20 protein-coding genes and 1 tRNA gene are annotated in these 18,320 nt (G+C 35.0%); 5 read left to right on the top strand and 16 right to left on the bottom strand.

Going from position 1 to position 18,320, the window contains the following annotated elements:
• Nucleotides 1–375, bottom strand: coding sequence for a hypothetical protein (locus WJN01_RS04885; RefSeq protein WP_370479024.1), 375 nt, complete (start codon nt 373–375; stop codon nt 1–3).
• Between the two features lie 132 nt (nt 376–507).
• On the opposite strand from WJN01_RS04885, the gene WJN01_RS04880 reads away from it, so the two are divergent.
• Both WJN01_RS04880 and WJN01_RS04875 read left to right on the top strand, forming a co-directional pair.
• Complete coding sequence (locus tag WJN01_RS04880; protein ID WP_445196014.1) at nt 508–924, top strand: CBS domain-containing protein; 417 nt, start codon at nt 508–510, stop codon at nt 922–924.
• Between the two features lie 228 nt (nt 925–1,152).
• A complete protein-coding gene (locus tag WJN01_RS04875) occupies nt 1,153–1,407 on the top strand; it encodes a hypothetical protein (RefSeq protein WP_445196013.1) in 255 nt (84 codons plus the stop codon).
• Between the two features lie 32 nt (nt 1,408–1,439).
• On the opposite strand, the gene WJN01_RS04870 is transcribed toward WJN01_RS04875, so the two are convergent.
• From WJN01_RS04870 to trxA, 7 genes are all read right to left on the bottom strand, one after another.
• The gene (locus WJN01_RS04870; protein WP_445196012.1) at nt 1,440–2,297 is read right to left on the bottom strand and encodes a hypothetical protein; all 858 of its coding nucleotides are present in this window, start codon (nt 2,295–2,297) and stop codon (nt 1,440–1,442) included.
• Nucleotides 2,298–2,516: 219 nt separating this feature from the next.
• Nucleotides 2,517–3,932, bottom strand: a complete 1,416-nt coding sequence (locus WJN01_RS04865; RefSeq protein WP_445196011.1) for a T9SS type A sorting domain-containing protein — start codon at nt 3,930–3,932, stop codon at nt 2,517–2,519.
• A 2-nt stretch (nt 3,933–3,934) separates the two neighbouring features.
• Entirely contained in the window at nt 3,935–4,951 is a 1,017-nt protein-coding gene (locus tag WJN01_RS04860) for a right-handed parallel beta-helix repeat-containing protein (RefSeq protein WP_445196010.1), read from the bottom strand.
• 469 nt (nt 4,952–5,420) lie between these two features.
• Nucleotides 5,421–5,497, bottom strand: a tRNA-Asp gene (locus WJN01_RS04855).
• 77 nt (nt 5,498–5,574) lie between these two features.
• Nucleotides 5,575–6,504 (bottom strand): DUF58 domain-containing protein, encoded by a 930-nt coding sequence (locus tag WJN01_RS04850; RefSeq protein ID WP_445196009.1) that lies wholly within the window; start codon nt 6,502–6,504, stop codon nt 5,575–5,577.
• A 1-nt stretch (nt 6,505) separates the two neighbouring features.
• Nucleotides 6,506–7,048 (bottom strand): ClpP family protease, encoded by a 543-nt coding sequence (locus WJN01_RS04845; RefSeq protein ID WP_445196008.1) that lies wholly within the window; start codon nt 7,046–7,048, stop codon nt 6,506–6,508.
• Nucleotides 7,049–7,213: 165 nt separating this feature from the next.
• Nucleotides 7,214–7,531, bottom strand: a complete 318-nt coding sequence (gene trxA, locus WJN01_RS04840; protein ID WP_370477106.1) for a thioredoxin — start codon at nt 7,529–7,531, stop codon at nt 7,214–7,216.
• 325 nt (nt 7,532–7,856) lie between these two features.
• On the opposite strand from trxA, the gene WJN01_RS04835 reads away from it, so the two are divergent.
• The 3 genes from WJN01_RS04835 (at nt 7,857) to WJN01_RS04825 (ending at nt 11,597) form a co-directional block, all read left to right on the top strand.
• Complete coding sequence (locus WJN01_RS04835) at nt 7,857–8,549, top strand: glycosyltransferase family 2 protein (RefSeq protein WP_445196007.1); 693 nt, start codon at nt 7,857–7,859, stop codon at nt 8,547–8,549.
• Entirely contained in the window at nt 8,546–10,036 is a 1,491-nt protein-coding gene (locus tag WJN01_RS04830; RefSeq protein ID WP_445196006.1) for a cellulose synthase family protein, read from the top strand. The genes WJN01_RS04835 and WJN01_RS04830 overlap by 4 nt, the downstream gene beginning before the upstream one ends.
• A gap of 97 nt (nt 10,037–10,133) precedes the next feature.
• Nucleotides 10,134–11,597 (top strand): MptA/MptB family glycosyltransferase, encoded by a 1,464-nt coding sequence (locus tag WJN01_RS04825; protein ID WP_445196005.1) that lies wholly within the window; start codon nt 10,134–10,136, stop codon nt 11,595–11,597.
• A gap of 38 nt (nt 11,598–11,635) precedes the next feature.
• Here WJN01_RS04825 and WJN01_RS04820 read toward each other — a convergent pair whose 3' ends face one another.
• The 8 genes from WJN01_RS04820 to WJN01_RS04785 form a co-directional block, all read right to left on the bottom strand.
• Complete coding sequence (locus tag WJN01_RS04820) at nt 11,636–12,016, bottom strand: hypothetical protein (protein WP_445196004.1); 381 nt, start codon at nt 12,014–12,016, stop codon at nt 11,636–11,638.
• A gap of 126 nt (nt 12,017–12,142) precedes the next feature.
• A complete protein-coding gene (locus WJN01_RS04815; protein WP_445196003.1) occupies nt 12,143–12,928 on the bottom strand; it encodes an RMD1 family protein in 786 nt (261 codons plus the stop codon).
• Entirely contained in the window at nt 12,928–13,338 is a 411-nt protein-coding gene (locus tag WJN01_RS04810) for a VOC family protein (RefSeq protein ID WP_445196002.1), read from the bottom strand. The genes WJN01_RS04815 and WJN01_RS04810 overlap by 1 nt, the downstream gene beginning before the upstream one ends.
• A gap of 9 nt (nt 13,339–13,347) precedes the next feature.
• Complete coding sequence (locus tag WJN01_RS04805; protein WP_370477113.1) at nt 13,348–13,569, bottom strand: hypothetical protein; 222 nt, start codon at nt 13,567–13,569, stop codon at nt 13,348–13,350.
• Nucleotides 13,570–13,583: 14 nt separating this feature from the next.
• A complete protein-coding gene (locus WJN01_RS04800; protein WP_445196001.1) occupies nt 13,584–13,913 on the bottom strand; it encodes a hypothetical protein in 330 nt (109 codons plus the stop codon).
• 163 nt (nt 13,914–14,076) lie between these two features.
• The gene (locus WJN01_RS04795) at nt 14,077–15,612 is read right to left on the bottom strand and encodes a carbon-nitrogen hydrolase family protein (RefSeq protein ID WP_445196000.1); all 1,536 of its coding nucleotides are present in this window, start codon (nt 15,610–15,612) and stop codon (nt 14,077–14,079) included.
• Entirely contained in the window at nt 15,612–16,589 is a 978-nt protein-coding gene (locus WJN01_RS04790; protein ID WP_445196301.1) for a deoxyhypusine synthase family protein, read from the bottom strand. Before WJN01_RS04790 ends, WJN01_RS04795 begins: the two co-directional genes overlap by 1 nt.
• Before the next feature lie 9 nt (nt 16,590–16,598).
• Nucleotides 16,599–18,056 carry a type III PLP-dependent enzyme domain-containing protein gene (locus WJN01_RS04785; protein WP_445195999.1) on the bottom strand — a complete coding sequence of 486 codons (1,458 nt, stop codon included), beginning with the start codon at nt 18,054–18,056 and terminating at the stop codon, nt 16,599–16,601.
• Nucleotides 18,057–18,320: the final 264 nt, after the last annotated feature.

Genomic DNA, 18,320 nt, shown 5'->3' with positions numbered 1-18,320 from the left:
TTATTCAACCATTTCTAAATGATTTAACCGTGCTTCCAATAATGCTATGGACTCGTTGGCCTTTTCAAGTTTTTCGTTCAAAGCCTTTATCTCATCCAAGTGGGCAATGTTCATTTTTTTATAGAACTTCACAATGAGCTCTTCAATTTTTTCCTCTACTTCATCTTTAACTTGATTGGTTTTTAAAATAATTTTATCGATAAACTCAAGTTCATTGCCATCATCGTCTACGGCAGATTCTGAAGCCACTTTATTGATTTCATCTTTCCCTTTTTTGGATAGTTCGTTAAATCTATCCATAAGTTGCGTGTCCTTTACGATGTAGTAGATACTTGAAGATAGGGTGAGCCATTCCAATAGTGTTTTAGTTTTCATGACCTCAATTTTTAGTTACTAAATCAATATTAAATATATGCCTAAATAACTTATCCTAAAATGATTAAAATCATAGGTTGATGTATGTTATAATTTTAATTTAGTTACAGTTTTAACGTAAATACCTGTGTCATGTCATCCTCACCTGTTTCTTCAATAATGTCTAAAAATGTGGTGTGCGTTACACCTCATCAAAAACTTATAGATGTAAAACACATTTATGAGAAAAAAGAATTTCATCATCATATCCCAGTAACTGAAGATGAGCGATTAGTGGGCATGATTAGCCTAATTGACTTTATGTACAAAATAAAAGGCGCAGGTCTTGACGATAACCATTTGGTGTACAACGAATTAACCGCCAAAGACATCATGACGCCCAACCCATTTGCATTGGACGAACATGTTAGTATTGATGAAGTAGCGCATGAACTATCTAAAGGAAATTACCACGCCATACCCATTGTTGAGGGTAAGAGGGTTGTTGGTATTGTATCTACCGCAGATATCATCAAATATTATCTGAATAAAAATAACACTGAAAACTAGACGTTTTTTCAGAAAGTTGAAATTAGTTGAAAATAAAAAAGGTGAACAGACGTTCACCTTTTTTGCCCCAAATCTACCATGAACTTAACCTACTTATGTTATGGTAGTCCAAACATAAATAAGTTTGCTCTATTAAAATAAACAATTCTTCAAATTGCTTATTTAATTGTTAAAATGTGAAAATCACATTTGTTTTGTAGCTGTTTTCAAACCATAACTTTAAAGATTATGAAACTCCCGATTATAAAAGGATCTTATCTACTAAATGTCCCTTTAATTATTGTGTCAATCTATATTAGTTGGCTCACCTTATTGTTTGGTATAGCCCATTTGGTTGGTGGCAAAAATCCAGATATCACGTTTGCCCAACACCTTATGGGCGTTGCATTTTGTATTGTACTTTGTGTTATAGGTATTGTTTTTTTGATCGTAGCGTTAGCAGCAATTAGAGGAATTATACAAAAGTTAAAAGGGAAAGGCTAAGCTTCTGGAATTTATTAAAACAAATGCTCTGGTTAAAAGAATACACCAAGCCCTACCGAAACCATAGAGAAGTTTTGATTGCCGATTCTTAGATGCTCATAGCCACCTGTGAATTTGCACCTATCAACATGGTAATTCAGCAATCCATTAAATTTATTGATGGTCCCAGTGTTAATAAAGGTTTGATTAAAATTAATTTCCAAACTTAGGGGTTTGGCAAAAAACAATTCAGAACCCAATCCATATGCAAATCCAAACTGATTGACATTACCTGCAACATAGGATGTTCCAACACCCCATTTCACATCAAATTTTTCTGTGCGTACTCTATGGTATTGTGCCAGTAAACTAAAAATGGCTAAATTATCCTTTCCGAAATTGGGATTGTTTTCCCATAGTTGCAAGTAGTCTGCTTCTACACCCAAACGCTTAAGAAAGCGCATATCCAAATTTAAATGCATTCCTTTTAAATTGTTGTTTTCGGAGATGTATCGACTTGAAATGCCCATTCTAAAAAAACTTATCTCATCGGTTTCCAGGTCATAGGTATAATTCCCTTTATTCGCGCTGTAATAAGGGTATTTTGTAACCCCTGCCAAACTAGAATTGGTTCCAAATTCAAAAGGAGATTCTATAAATGTGTAGTAACTCACTGCCAAAACCGCTTCAACAGCATAATAGGCAATAGCTTCCACAAAAGGATTGTCGTCATCATCAAAACTATTGCTGTTACGTTCAGAGGATGTGCCTCCACGACCCCTATTTTCATTTAAGCTATCTTCTGCTCTACCGAGCTTGGATTGGGCGAAACCAATTTGTGCCGTCAAAAACATAAATACAATGCAGAGTATTAACGGTTTTGTATGATTGAAGATTACATTGTGATTCATGATGAGAGCTTTTAAGTTCTGATACAAAATTATTAAGATAGTAATAATACTCTGTCCCAAATAATCCATATTATATTTATTCGGACATTTATAGGAAAAACTAAACTACTATTAGTAACTAAAAAAGCCCTAATCTCTTAGGGCTTTTTGCGGTTTCGCATTACAAAATAAATTTCCAACTAACATCCATTTTCTGTAAACGGAATATATATTTACCTTTTAATATTTTATAAACTTAAAAGTTGCCTTTTTATCATCGGCTTTAATGATGACAAAATAAATTCCATCGGCGTCGTTGTTTATGTTCAATTTAAATTTTTGTGATTTCCTAAACGATTCTTGTTGAACCAGTCTACCCAAATTGTCAAATATCTTTACCTGAATTAAACCGTAACTTTCTCCCAAATCAAAATTGACCTCACTTTTTGTGGGATTTGGATAAGCCGTGATAAATTTTTCAAACGTGTTATCAATAACGCTAAGACTTGTTAACGCAAATTCATCTGATGTGACCACACTCCAATGATTTGACGAATCTTTAAATTGAAAATGAATGGTGTAATCTCCAAGTGCAAGACCAGGAAAATCAATGTCCTCACTTAAATTCAACAATTTAGTTGGATTATCTATGGTAACATAAATTGCACTATTAATATCATCATTTAACCAATAGCGGTATCCCGTAATTTCATTATCAACTACATGGTTGGATTTATAAAAATACTGATTCACTGGTACACTCCAACTGCCTTTATCATCCTTAAACCTGACACTAAAAATATGCAAGCCTTCTTCAATATCCTCAATAGGAATCATCTCGGTTAACTGCATGTGTTGTACTGGTGTAGTTGAAACAAGCGTATTGGTATCAATATCATTATCAAACCAATATTGATAGGCCAAAATGTTGCTATCGGTTAACTCATGATAATAAAAATATTGATTCTGCGGAACGCTCCAAATACCTTTATCATCTTTAAAACGAATGCTAAAAAGATGCAATTCGTCCGTTATAGTTTCAAGAGAAATTGACGTGTTTAACATTAATTGTCCACTCGGTGAAACGGTTTCGGTAGTTTGATTACCATAATCATTATCAAACCAATATTGATAGCTATCAATATTATTTGTGGTTAATTCGGTGAAATAGAAAAAATCAATTGAGGGAATGCTCCACCTATTTTTGTCATCTCTAAACCGAATATTAAAGCTATGTAATCCATTGGCTAAAGTTTCAAGAGGAATTAGGGTATTCAATCCCAATTTATCTGTTGGTGAAACCGATGTATGGATGTTCGAATCATAGTCACTGTCAAACCAATATTGATAACTATTGATATTATTGGTTATTAAATCATTGTAGTAGAAAAAATCACTAGAGGTGATGCTCCAACGATCATCCGTATCTTTAAAACGAATATGAAATACATGAAGTCCGTCTGTTATAGTTTCGAGAGATATTGCGGAATTTAATTCAAAGTTTTCCATCGGAGAAACCATTGTGTGGGTATTTACTCCGTAGTCATTATCAAACCAATATTGGTAACTCGAAATATTATTTTGAGCCATACAATAAAAGCCTACAAAAAGATAGTTTGTGAAAAATAATAACCCAATTTTTAGTAACCGTTTCATAACTAATTTTGTTGTGCTTCTACTCTAAAAGAAACATTCAAGAATCCATTACTGTCTGAAGTGGTTTGTATAGATTTAAATGAAATATGCGGATTAACTGGCACTGCTCCTTCTTTAAACGGTAATAAGCCTCCATACATGCCCACTTCGGTTGCATCATCACCCAAATATGTTGAGGACGCATCTGGCAATAAATGAAAATCTGACGACCCAAAATCAACAAAGACATTTGCTATATCAATCCCTTTAAAATTATTTAAATCTGTATTCCCTGTTCCAAGTGCCGGTGATGCCTGAGAAAAAATGTTGTATTGAAAATTATTGTAACTACAGGCACCATCTGAAAGTAAATGAATAGCAGTGAAAATATTGTTTGTAAAGGTATTTGAGTCGCAATTCTGTAAGCTACCAAATCCATCTGAACGCGTTATAACATTATTCTTGAAAACATTGGAATTTGAGTTAAGTATTTTTCCCCTTAAAATACAATTTGAAATTACCGAATAGGTTACTCCTGTAATATTAACATCATTCGCGATATCACATTGAATTATAGAGGCATTTGTTGGTATTACCCCGGTATTGGAAAAAATTAAATCATTAAGCTTTACTCTAATTAAAGTAAAACCTGTAATAGCGGCATCTGTTTTAAATAAACCTCCTTGAAAATGAATGCCTTCCATATATAAATTTGAGGCATTACTTCCTATTTCAATTCTACCAGAATTAACGGCAGAACTGTAAATATAGGTTTTCCCTGTTACCGCAGTAGAATCTGTATCAAACCCCGCACCGATAATAACCAGTCCTTTATCAATGGTAGTTGGAGATACAAAATTACCTCCTGAAACATACAAGGTATCACCGGTAGCCGCTGCGTCGTAGGCCTCCGTTAAAGGAGTATCACCACCAAAAATAGTAGTGGTTCCGTTGCTGTGTAATGCAACTGACTTCTGCGCTGTTGAATAACCAACAACCACAAAAAGTAAAACGATTGAAAGTAAAAATTCTCTTTTCATGATAATTTATGTGTTAATAATAGTTGACCTTAATGTAGCATATGTTGAAAAGACCCAAAATGATATCCATCAGTCAGGTTTGAATAGTTGAATTCAAAAGTTTTGATTTTTCTAAACAATAGGGGTCAACCTTGATTAAGAGCAATTGATACTTTTAATATCTATAAAGGCATTCTTGATACTGAAACTATAGCTGATTCTGCAAAAACCAATTTAGAAAAGGGTAGTTATAAACGCATTTCGAAAGGGATTAATTTGAAGGATAGAACATCAGAAATGTAGAAGCAATTTTCCAGCTTAAATTGTCCTAAAACAAAAAAGCATCCCAATTCCGAAACATCGGAAAAGGAAAGCTTTCCATTGGTTACCAAATATTACTTTGGTAAACTACATCACGCTTGGTGCGTGAACAACACAACTTCTTTAACTTGCCAAAAAAAGCCCTAATCTCTTAGAGCTTTTAGCAATTTGGCGGTCTGGACGGGACTCGAACCCGCGACCTTCGCCGTGACAGGGCGACATTCTAACCAACTGAACTACCAGACCGTTGCGCTATTGCGGATGCAAATATACATGGCTTTTTTTATATCTCAAATCTTTTTCAAAGTTTTTTAAAAATATTTTTACCCGAATTTTTGCCGCTCTATCATATAGGTAGTGAGTATATTATTAAAATCTTTATTGATATCGGCCTTTACATATTTTATCTTGTATTGTGCACATTTTAAGCGCAAAGCAGCAAAATAATCTTCAACGGCTCGTGCGTAGTTTTCCTTTATGGAATCTGCATATAAATTAATATGCTCTCCGGTTTCTACATCAATAAAGCGCTTAGGTTTGTTATCAAAATCAAATTTCAGCTCCTTTTCTTTATCAAATACATGAAATAATATCACTTCATGCTTGTTATATTTTAAATGCCTTAACGCTTCAAAAAGTCTAACTTCATCTTCCGACGTTTGAAACATATCTGTAAACAAAAAAATCATGGAACGCCTGTGGATTTTCTCGGCTATCTCATGCAGGTATTTAAAAGTTTCGGTTTGTTTATTTAATGGTTTTGAAATTACGGCTTCGCTTAAATGGTTCAACAGCATTTGGTGGTGCCGCTCACTGCCTTTCTCTGGAGCATAGTAATCGTAAGCATCACTGTAAATACTCAAGCCTACTGCATCGCGTTGTCTTTTTAAAATTTGCATTAATGAAGCGGCAGCTAGAACGGAAAACCCAATTTTGTTTAAATTCCCTATGGAAAAGGAATCCATTTTCGGGTAATGCATCGAGCTACTGTTGTCTAAGATGATATGGCAACGTAAGTTCGTTTCATCATCATAGCGCTTCGTGTAAAGCTTATCTGTTTTGGCAAATAATTTCCAATCGATATGGCGTGTGCTCTCTCCTTGGTTGTAAATTTTATGTTCAGCAAATTCTGCCGAAAACCCATGAAACGGACTTTTGTGCATCCCAGCAATAAACCCCTCAACCACTTGCTTCGCATGGAGCCCGAGGTTTTTAAAACCTTCCGCTTTATTTAATTCAGTTTGTAAATCCAATTTATATAACCTTATCGACGATACCGTATGCCACTGACTCTTCAGCACCCATCCAATGGTCTCTGTTAAAGTCTTTCATCACTTTATCAAACTTTTGCCCACAGTTATCTGCTAATATTTTAGCACTCAGTTCTTTGGTTTTCAATATTTCTTGAGCAGTAATTTCGATATCGCTTGCCGGACCGCGAGCACCTCCACTAGGTTGATGTATCATCACACGAGCGTGTGGTTGGATGAACCGTTTGCCTTTAGTCCCAACTGAAAGAAGTATAGAGCCCATTGATGCCGCCAATCCAGTGCAAATGGTCGAGACATCGCTCTTTAAAGATTTGATGCAATCGTACATGGCGAAACCAGAGGTTACATATCCTCCTGGGCTGTTGATGTACAGGTGAATATCTTTGGTTTCTAAAGCATCCAAATAGAGTAACCTATCGATTACGTGCTTTGCAGATTGGTCATCTACCTGCCCCCATAAAAAAACTTTGCGCTCTTCAATGAGCTTGTTATCAATGATATCCTGAATTTTTAATGTTTTGCTCATAGTTCTATTTATTTGCATCTAAAATAAAAAAAGGTTCGCCATAATGGCAAACCTTTTCAATTTTCTTTTTCATCTGTACCTATTAACTTTTCTGAATATCAGATGAAACAACTAAAATTATATTCAATTAAAATTGAAATTTATTATTTGGTGCTTAACAATTTATTACAAAAGCGAATCAATCGCGTCTGTGTATGCATTTTTTGGAGCAACGCCTACTTGTCTTCCAACAACCTCACCATTTTGGAATACCAAAACTGTTGGGATGTTACGTACACCGTACTTGGCTGCAAACTCTTGGTTTGCATCAACATCTACCTTTCCAACAACAGCTTTGCCATCATATTCGTCACTGATTTGTTCAATGATTGGCCCTACCATTCTACATGGTCCGCACCAAGCTGCCCAAAAATCCACCAATACAGGTTTATCACTTTTTAAAACCGTTTCCTCAAAGGTTGCATCCGTAATCTCTACTGCCATAATATTTATATTTAATGAGTTCTTTATTTATTTTAAAACACAAAATTAGTCAAAAAAAACTCTAAAGCTTACAAACCGTCAATTTGTTTTCCTTATAGCCATATCAATTCACATTATTACAACGATTTACTGCACTAAAACCAATTTAATTCGATTAAAATGACAGTCTAAAAATGATATTTTAAAGTTCTTAAATTGTTTCCAAAACCCAAAGCACCAAGTATCCTTTGTTAGCTAAATCCAAAATCAAAAGCATTTAAGAAAAACCAAAAGAATGGATTATCTTTGCAAGGTTTAAAAAGCATTTAAATTCTAGCCAAGTGCAATGACAAAAATCAATGTTATCATTCCTGCTCACAACGAAGGCAGTTCAATAGCTCAAGTTATAAATAATATCCCAAAAACTGTTGATGAAGTTATTGTAGTAAGCAACAATTCCACAGATGAAACTGAAATTAACGCAAAAAAAGCTGGTGCAACCGTTTTAACCGAACCAAAAAAAGGTTATGGATACGCTTGTTTGAAAGGCATGAGCTACATTGAAAACAAGAAGGAAAAACCAGAAATTTTGGTTTTTTTGGATGGTGATTACAGTGATTACCCTGAAGAACTGGATAAAATAGTTGCCCCTATTATTGAAAAAAAAATAGATTTTGTTGTTGGTGCAAGAGTGAAAAAACTAAGAGAAGAAGGCTCGATGACCTATCCGCAAATTTTCGGCAACTATCTAGCAACCAATTTAATGAAATTATTTTTTGGTTCAAAATTTACAGACCTCGGTCCATTCCGTGCCATTAAATATGAAAAGTTACTGGGCCTAAAAATGGAAGACAAAACCTATGGCTGGACAGTTGAAATGCAACTTAAAGTTTTGAAACAAAAATTATCATATATTGAGGTGCCCGTAAATTACAGAAACAGAATTGGCGTTTCAAAAGTTTCTGGTACGGTAAAAGGTGCTATATTTGCAGGCATAAAAATCTTGGGTTGGATTTTTAAATACAGTTTTAAAAAATGATCGTAGAAACGGCAACAATTGTTATTTACACCATTTCGCTTTTGCTCATATTTATGTATGCTTTGGCACAGTTAAACTTATTGTTTAACTATTTGTCTTCCAAAAAGAAGCAAGACAATTGCCCTAAGTTCGATTTATCAAACCCTAATGAGGTTCCCTATGTAACCATTCAGCTGCCTGTTTACAACGAAATGTACGTTATGGAACGCCTGCTTGACAACATCGCCGAAATTGATTACCCAAAAGACAAACTCGAAATTCAAGTTCTGGATGATTCTACAGATGAAACCGTTGAGAGCACCCGTGAACATGTTGAAAAACTCCAAGCCTCTGGGTTAGACATAAAACACATCACTCGAAAAGACCGCACAGGATTTAAAGCGGGAGCTTTAAAAGAAGGGTTGAAAATTGCCAAAGGAGAATTCTTGGCCATTTTCGATTCTGATTTCCTTCCAAAAAAAGATTGGTTAAAACGCACCGTACCATATTTTAAAGATGAAAAAATTGGTGTTGTACAAACCCGTTGGGGGCACATCAACAGGAATTTTTCTTTGCTTACAAAAATTCAAGCCTTCGCCCTCGATGCCCATTTTACTTTAGAACAGGTCGGCAGAAACAGTAAAGGACATTTTATAAATTTTAATGGTACTGCTGGTTTATGGCGAAAAAGCTGCATCATTGATGCAGGCAACTGGGAGGGTGACACCTTAACAGAAGATTTAGACCTAAGTTACCGTGCCCAATTAAAAAATTGGAAATTCAAATACTTGGAAGATGTAGAAACCCCTGCTGAACTTCCAGTAGTTATAAGTGCTGCCCGTTCCCAACAATTTAGATGGAATAAAGGAGGCGCCGAAAACTTCCGAAAAATGCTTGGCCGTGTTATAAAAAGCCATAACATTTCTTTAAAAACCAAGATTCACGGACTATTACACCTACTGAACAGTACCATGTTTTTAAACGTACTTATTGTTGGAGTTTTGAGTATACCTATGCTTTACATTAAAAACGAATATGCCCATTTACGCCCATACTTTTACGTTATGAGCTTTTTTGTAATGAGCACAATCATCTTTTTCATTTGCTACTGGTTTATGTATAAAAATATTTATGGCAGTGGCTTTAAAAACTTCATAAGGTATATCGGGATGTTTTTCGTGTTTTTCTCGATTGCCATGGGCTTTTCGCTTCACAATTCGATAGCCGTTCTAGAAGGTCATTTGGGTAAAAAATCAGAATTTGTTCGTACGCCAAAATTCAACCTAAGCAAATACAAAGACAATTGGAAAACCAATAAATACATGAAAAAAACTGTATCGGTACATGTTATTTTCGAAGGTTTGCTTATGCTTTATTTTGCCTTTGGTATGTACAGCGCTTTCATTGTAGGAAATCAAGGTGGTGATTTCGGACTATTTCCTTTCCACCTGATGCTATTCACAGGTTTTGGCTATGTGTTTTTTAAGTCGTTGCTCTCAAAAGTATAAAACTTCAGCTTACGCTAAACTCATTTTGGCATTACATTACTTTTTGCTGACTAAAACTTTCAAGGTGAAGAATATCATTTAATGCTATATTTACCTTATGCTTTTACACCCAGCCTTTTTAAAACTTTATAGATTTCCGTTATTAATGGCCTTATCAAGCGGATTGCTCTATTGGGCATTCGCATATGATTTAACCCGAACAGATTATGTGAAACTTTTAATGCTATATGCTGCATTATTCTTTATGTTTTACAAACTGGTGCAGATATTTGAAAATAATCTAAAACTTCTAACATATTTAGCTTTTAGTTTCAGAGCCATTTTTATTTTGGCCATACCAAACCTTTCACAAGATTTTTACCGTTTCATTTGGGATGGCCGTATGATTATGGCAGGAATAAACCCCTATTTATATACCCCAGAATATCTTATTGGCCAAGGCAATTTTCCAATAGCGCAAGCTAGAGAATTATACGAGGGCATGGGTGTTTTAAGCGCTGGGCATTTTACCAATTACCCGCCCATAAATCAATTATGCTTCACCATTGCAGCTCTTTTTGCAGGTAAAAGTATTTTGGGTTCTGTTATAATGATGCGACTAATTATCATTGCTGCCGATTTTGGCACGCTTCATTTTGGCAAAAAACTCCTGGAAAAACTAAAAATTCCCAAGCACAACATCTTTTGGTATATTTTAAATCCATTCATTATAATTGAACTTACCGGAAATCTTCATTTTGAAGGCGTTATGATTTTCTTTTTAATGCTGAGCCTGTATTTGCTCCATGTTGGAAAATGGCAATGGGCAGCAGTAGTTTTGGCGCTCTCCATTTCAGTAAAATTAGTGCCACTGATTTTTTTACCCTTGTTTTTTCAATGGTTTACAAAAGGTAACGTCATTGAAAACGAAGTGATGCCATCTGCCCCAAATAACAAAATTACTTCATCGTTGCCTTCTGGTAATAACGAAAGCAATTGGGTTTCGATTACCCTTAGCCTGGCAAGGTTAGCTCTATTTTATGGCATCGTGGGCATTATTACATTATTGCTTTTTGTGCCTTTTTATTCCAGGGCATTTATAAATAACTATACCGAAACCGTGGCTTTATGGTTTCAGGAATTTGAGTTTAATGCCAGTTTGTATTATTTGGCTCGCGAAATAGGATATGCTTTTAGAGGCTATAATGAAATAGCCATTGTTGGAAAAACGATACCAATTATTGTTGCCACCTTCGTTATAATAATTGCTTTTTTTAGAAAGAACAAAACCTCAGTTCAACTCATCACCGCCATGTTGTTCGTGCTATCGTTTTATTACTTTACGGCCACTACAGTACATCCATGGTATGTGGCAACACTTTTAATTTTATCGGTGTTCACCAAATATAAATTTCCATTGGTTTGGAGCTTTGCAGTCATTCTGAGTTATTTAGCCTATCTGGGCATCAATAGCATGGATAAATCTGAAAACTTATTGGTTATCGCTCTGGAATATGCTGTGGTTTATAGTGTTTTTATTTGGGAAGTTTTCATAAAAAAGGCCTCCGAAAAGGAAGCCTAAATTTTGAAGTCATGTTTCAACTTTAGCCGAGAATGAAACTAAGCTTTTTCTAAATTAGTTATGGTATTAATTTCTTCTTCATCCTCATAACCATCTGCATCTTTTGTAACCTTAATTTCCTTGTTAAAAGTGATTTTAAACTTTGTTCCCACAAGGTCATCCGAATTCAAGTTAAAAGCTTTTAGCACAGTTTCCTCCACTTTTTGAAAAGTTAAGGTGTGCTCTTCATCATCCTTTCCTTTGGTAACAAAATTATATCCGTAATCTTCGTGTCCATCGAAAGTAGCGAACACAACAAGCCCATTTTGAGCTTCTAAAACACTAAATGAATCTTCATAATTGATTGCTGTTGTATACCCTGAAAGCATGAAAAGTGAGAGCAGCAAACCACTTAAAAGCACTAATTTTTTTGTTTTCATCTTAATAATTATTTTAGTTTACCATCTGTTGGAAACCGAATACACTAAACCCGATTTACCTATAAATTTTCACAAAAATTACTGAAATCCAGCTAATTAAAGATACATATTAATCTAACATCTTTTTTAAAACACATTAAAAAGTTTTGCAATAAACATATCTATCACCTCAATAACAATTAGGATAATAATAATCCATTCCAAACGGCTGCTTTCCTTATGATCCATAATATCTTTAAAGAGCTCAAGGTTTTCCTTTATGATTTCTATTCTATCATGAATCAATCGGTAGCGGTCTGTTAAATCGAATGAAAATTTTAAATCTTGGTTAAGTTTATTGAGTTGCTCATTTTCCCAAGTGCTATCGGGCGAATCAAAAATGTAAAGATTCTCAGAAATTTTGTTTTTAATGTTCAGCGCCTTACCAATAAAGCGTTTCAGTTTATTCCCAGAAATATCCAGCTTTCCGTTTTCCTCAAGATAAGAAGTGTGCTTATTTGTTTCATTAAGTAGCTCTTCCGTAATTTCGGAATACCGATCTAGTGCTACAGACTGTGAAGTATTAAGCATAACCAAACGAACCATTTCTTGATCCATTCTGGGCAATACAATCTTATCAAACTGGACCTTTAACGTGCCTTGCTCGATAACAACCTCTGCAGATTCTGAAAGTTTTTCGGAAAAATAATTATTACAAAACGGTTTTATTTTTTGTAAAGCTTCATCTATGCCATGTTTTTCTACGTTAAAAAAACTGACCATCCCATATTGAAACAGGTATACAAATGCGTTTTCTGAAACTTTATAATACAGCTCGTCACTATCTTGAAAAAGCAATTGCCACCGCAAATGGTTTTTGCTTTCTTTAATATTGATAGTACTCGCCACTTGATAAGCAACGGTTGTGTACATTACTTTTTGAAGGTATCGTCGGCGTTTTTAAAACTCTTAAATTCGATTAAATAGTCGTTTGGATCCTTAACAAAAAAAGACTGGTGTTCACCCGGTTTGCCTTCTAAAAATGTAGATTCTTTTACCAAATCCAGTTTTTGCTCCCTTAGTTTTTTGTAGATTTCACCCCAAGTTTTGGTATCTAAAATAATTCCGAAATGAAATGAAGGAAGCATTTTACCTTCAAACACATAATTAGGGCTATTAAAACTGAATTTTCCCGATTTAATGAAGGTGACTTGATGCCCATATAAATTTACATCAATCCAGTTTTGGGTCGATCTACCCAAGGACGCACCAATATTGGTGTAAAAACTACTGGTCTCTCTTACACTTTGGCAAGGTAAAGACATGTGAAAGGCTGTTTGCATAGCGCATGATTAAAGAGGTTTTAAACTTTCAACTCTGTAAATAACATCGTCTCCGTCTTCATCTTCAACAAATGTTATTCTAAAATCCTTATCAATTAAGCTTTTATCGTTTTTTAAATCGAATTGCTTTAAAACGCGTGGGTGCACTTCTTCAAAGGCCAATTCCTCACCGTTTTCAAACCAAAATGTAAAGTAACCGTTTTTGTAGTGCTTAAAAGCGGCTGTTCTCATGGTACTGTAATTTATTAGTCGTTATCGTCATCATCAGAATCCTCATCAACCATATCTGGTTCTTGGATAGCATCTGGGTCGTCGTTATCAAAATCTTCATAATCGTCCTCATCATAATTCTCCATAGTGATTGCCAATTTGGTACTAACCTTCACTAAATATTTGGTATCGGCAGTTGTTACTTCAACAGCTTCTATAATTTCGTTATGCTGATTTCTGAACGATATGATTTGGTCGTCATCATAACCATCAGGGTATTTTTCAACTAAAAGCGCTAAAATCTCTGGGGTCAATTTTTTAAAATCTACAATGACACGCTTTAAATTATCATTTCTATTTTTCATGGGTTGTTTTTATTGTTTTTCAAGGGTCACATGTAACCTTTTGATGGTTAAAATAATCATTGTGTAAGTTTAAAGATTATTTTAATCATATCGGTTTCATTTGGGTTGATTTTTTTATTCCGTTTAGGGTAACATTTGAGTTTTGTTGATCTAAATATAGTATTTATGATTGTTTAATTCGAATAACATCATAAAAATCTTTTCTTCTATCTTTTAGATTCTTTACGGCGCCAAAGGAATGCAGCTCACGCAATAAACTTATATCTACATCTGCAACCAAGATCATTTCAGTGTTTGGTGTAGCCTCTGCTTTAATGCCGCTACTAGGAAAAGAAAAGTCACAAGGTGTGAAAACTGCCGATTGGGCATATTGTATATCCATGTTGTTGACATTAGGCAAATTACCCACACTACCTGCTATGGCCACATAGCATTCATTTTCCACAGCTCTGGCCTGAGCACACAAACGCACGCGTGAATAACCATTTTGGGTATCGGTCAAAAATGGAACAAATAAAATATCCATGCCTTCATCAGCCAATAAACGCGATAATTCCGGGAACTCAGAGTCATAACAAATTAAAATGCCTATTTTACCACAATCTGTGTTAAAGGTTTTTAGTTTATTACCTCTTTGCATGCCCCAAACCTTAGCTTCATCTGGGGTAACATGTATTTTTTCATAGCGCTCTACACTGCCGTCCCTAATACACAAATAGCCAACGTTGTAAAGCTTGTCGTCCACAACTTCAGGCATGCTACCAGAAATAATATTTATGTTATAGGATATCGAAAATTCCTTTAGTTTATTAATAATAGTTTCAGTAAATCTTGCCAATTCCCTAATAGCCTCTGGTTCATGCAAATGGTTAAATTCTGCCATTAATGGAGCATTGAAAAATTCCGGGAATACTGCAAAATCAGACCTGTATGCCGCCACACTATCAATAAAGTATTCAACCTGTTGCATGAGTTCACTCAAACTATGGTATGGTCGCATTTGCCATTGAATCAATCCGAGCCTTACAATGGTTTTTACCGTACTGGCCTTTTTACTTGGTTTGGTATAGTAAATATTATCCCACTCCATAAGCACAGCATACTCGTTCGATGCCGTATCTCCTTCCAAATAGCCTTTTAAAATACGTATTGGGTGAAAATCGTTCGAAATTTGAAAGTTAAGCACAGGGTCGTGTATTTCTTTGCGCTTAACCTTTTCTATATACTGTTTTGGAGTGAGCTCCTTATGTTTATGATAGTTGGGCATTCTACCACCAAAAACAATACTTTTTAAATTCAATTGCTCGCAAACTTCCTTTCTGTAATCATAAAGGCGTCTTCCTAATCGCAAGCCTCTGTAAGCAGGTTTTATAAAAACATCAATACCATAAAGCACATCGCCATTTGCATTGTGGTTTTTAAACGATTCGCCTGCTATGATATCTTGGTAGGTATGGTCGGCATCAATACTGTCATAATCCACAATTAAGGATAGTGCGCAACCGGCAATATCGCCATCTACCAAAATAACAACCTGTCCTTCCGGGAATATGGAAGTTAAATCGGAAATGTGATGTTTTTTCCAATATGAATTTAGAACACCGCCGTACGACTCCAAAGTAGCCGCTTTCAATTCCTCGTAATCATCAATGCTGAGGTATCGAAGTTCAACGTTTTCTATGTTTTCAACCTTAGACATTACCAACCCAATAAATAAGCAAAAATTAAAGGTGCCACGATCGTTGCGTCGCTTTCTACAATATACTTTGGTGTATTGATATCCAGTTTACCCCAAGTTATTTTTTCGTTTGGTACGGCTCCTGAATATGAACCATAACTTGTTGTAGAATCGCTAATTTGGCAGAAATAACTCCAAAATGGCGTATCGGTACGTTCCATATCTTGGTACAACATGGGTACAACACATATAGGAAAATCCCCTGCAATACCACCACCAATTTGGAAAAAGCCAATTCCTTTTTTGGAATTTTCAGTGTACCAATCGGCCAAAAAGGTCATATACTCAATACCCGATTTCATGGTGCTTGCTTTTAATTCACCTTTTAGCACATAGCTTGCAAAAATATTGCCCATAGTACTGTCTTCCCAACCAGGACAAACAATTGGCAAATTCTTTTCTGCCGCAGCATACATCCACGAGTCTTTTATATCAATTTCATAGTACTGCTCCAAAACGCCTGACAATAGCATTTTATACATATACTCATGTGGCAAATAGCGTTCGCCCTTGGCATCAGCTTCCTTCCAAATTTCGTAAATATGTTTTTGTAAGCGCCTGAATGCCTCATGTTCTGGAATGCAGGTATCTGTAACTCGATTTAGTCCTTTTTCCAATAAATCCCACTCTTCTTGCGGGGTTAAATCACGGTAATTAGGTACACGCTTGTAGTGCGAATGAGCTACCAAATTCATGATATCTTCTTCAAGATTGGCTCCTGTGCAAGAAACAATTTGCACTTTATCCTGACGTATCATTTCTGCGAAACTTTTACCTAATTCTGCAGTACTCATAGCACCTGCCAAGGAAACCAGCATTTTTGCGCCAGACTCCAACTGTGCTTCATAACCTTTTGCCGCATCTACTAAAGCAGCGGAATTAAAATGTAAATAATGTTTTTCTATAAATTGTGAAATAGGACCTTTTGTAGTTGTCATCATCAAATTTTATGTCGTTATTTTTTTTACTGAACTGCTGTAGTCTTCATGACCTTCAACAGTTTCTTTATGCTTTTCGTAACCCAATATTTTTAGCAAGTCTTCACTTTTTTGCTGTTCGCTAAATAACTTGGTTGTGATGTTTCCATCTGCATCCCTATCAATCAAAATATGTTTTGGTGATGGGATTAAACAATGTTGTAAACCGCCAAAACCCCCAATAGTTTCTTGGTAGGCTCCTGTATTAAAAAAGCCTATGTACAAGGGTTTATCAATATTATATTTTGGAAGATAAATAGCGTTCATGTGCTGTTCGCTGTTGTAATAATCATCACTATCACAAGTTAAACCACCCAACAATACACGCTCGTAACTGTCTTGCCAACGGTTGACAGGCAATAGAATAAAGCGTTTATTAATGGCCCATGTATCTGGTAAGGTAGTAATAAACGAAGAGTTTATCATATTCCATTTTTCACGGTCGTTTTGTTGTTTTTGGTACAAAACTTCATAAATGGCACCACCGCTTTCCCCAACCGTAAAACTCCCAAATTCCGTGAAAATATGAGGCACATCTACTTCCTCTTCATCACAAGCAATTTTGATTTGATTGATAATTTCATCAATCATGTACTCATAATCAAACTCAAAAGCCAAAGAGTTTTTTATTGGAAATCCTCCACCTATATTCAAACTGTCCAATGTCGGACAAATCTTTTTCAGATTGGTGTAAACCTTCAGGCACTTTAATAATTCGTTCCAATAATAGGCATTGTCACGAATGCCAGTATTAATGAAAAAGTGAAGCATTTTAAGCTTAACCTTTTTATTGTTGGCAATCTGGCTTTTATAAAAAGGAACAATGTTTTTATAACCAATACCCAATCGTGAGGTGTAAAACTCAAATTTAGGTTCCTCTTCAGAAGCTATTCTGATACCGACATTAAACTTACCCTTAATTTCTTTAGAAAGCAAATCAATTTCCTCGTAATTATCAATAATCGGTATGGCATTTTTGTGGCCATTATTAATCAAACGGGCAATATTTGTAATGTACTGTGCACGTTTAAAACCGTTACTGATTACATAAGTTTCATCAGTGATTTTTCCGGATGCTTTTAAATTTTCAACTATGTCAATATCAAAAGCGGAAGAGGTTTCTATATGAATGTCATTTTTTAAGGCCTCATCCAAAACATGTTTAAAATGCGAACTTTTGGTACAATAGCAATAATTGTACTTGCCTTTGTATTTATGTTCCCTAATGGCATTGGCAAACCATGTTTTTGCCCTTTTAATATTGTTTGATATCTGTGGCAGATACGTAAATTTAAGCGGTGCGCCGTATTGCTTTGTGAGTTCCATTAAATCTATACCATGGAAATGCAATTGCCCTTTATCAACTTTAAATTCTTCGGTAGGAAAATCAAAAGTTTGATTGATTAAATCAATGTATTTAGTATTCAATTTATTTTTTAATTAAAGTTAAAGATGTAATAGGTAGTTTAACTACACGTTAATATAATAAAAAATAAACAATATCAAATTTGGATTTCCCTACAAGTGGTAGGCACAAAGGCAAATTCATGCTGAATAGCATAAATAGGAGAAACGGAAGTTAGCTTTAAAATTCGGTTGCTTGACCTGAAAGCTGCTTTTGAATATGACTTCCTAATTTTCAAAAGCCCGAACATAGAAACAGGTTTCAAATTGTTCAGCTAAAAGAGTGGA

This window comes from Tamlana sedimenti (assembly GCF_038148895.1).
Lineage (GTDB): Bacteria > Bacteroidota > Bacteroidia > Flavobacteriales > Flavobacteriaceae > Tamlana.
The sequence above is the reverse complement of the archived record's forward strand: the minus strand, read 5'-3'. Positions and strand labels throughout refer to the sequence as shown.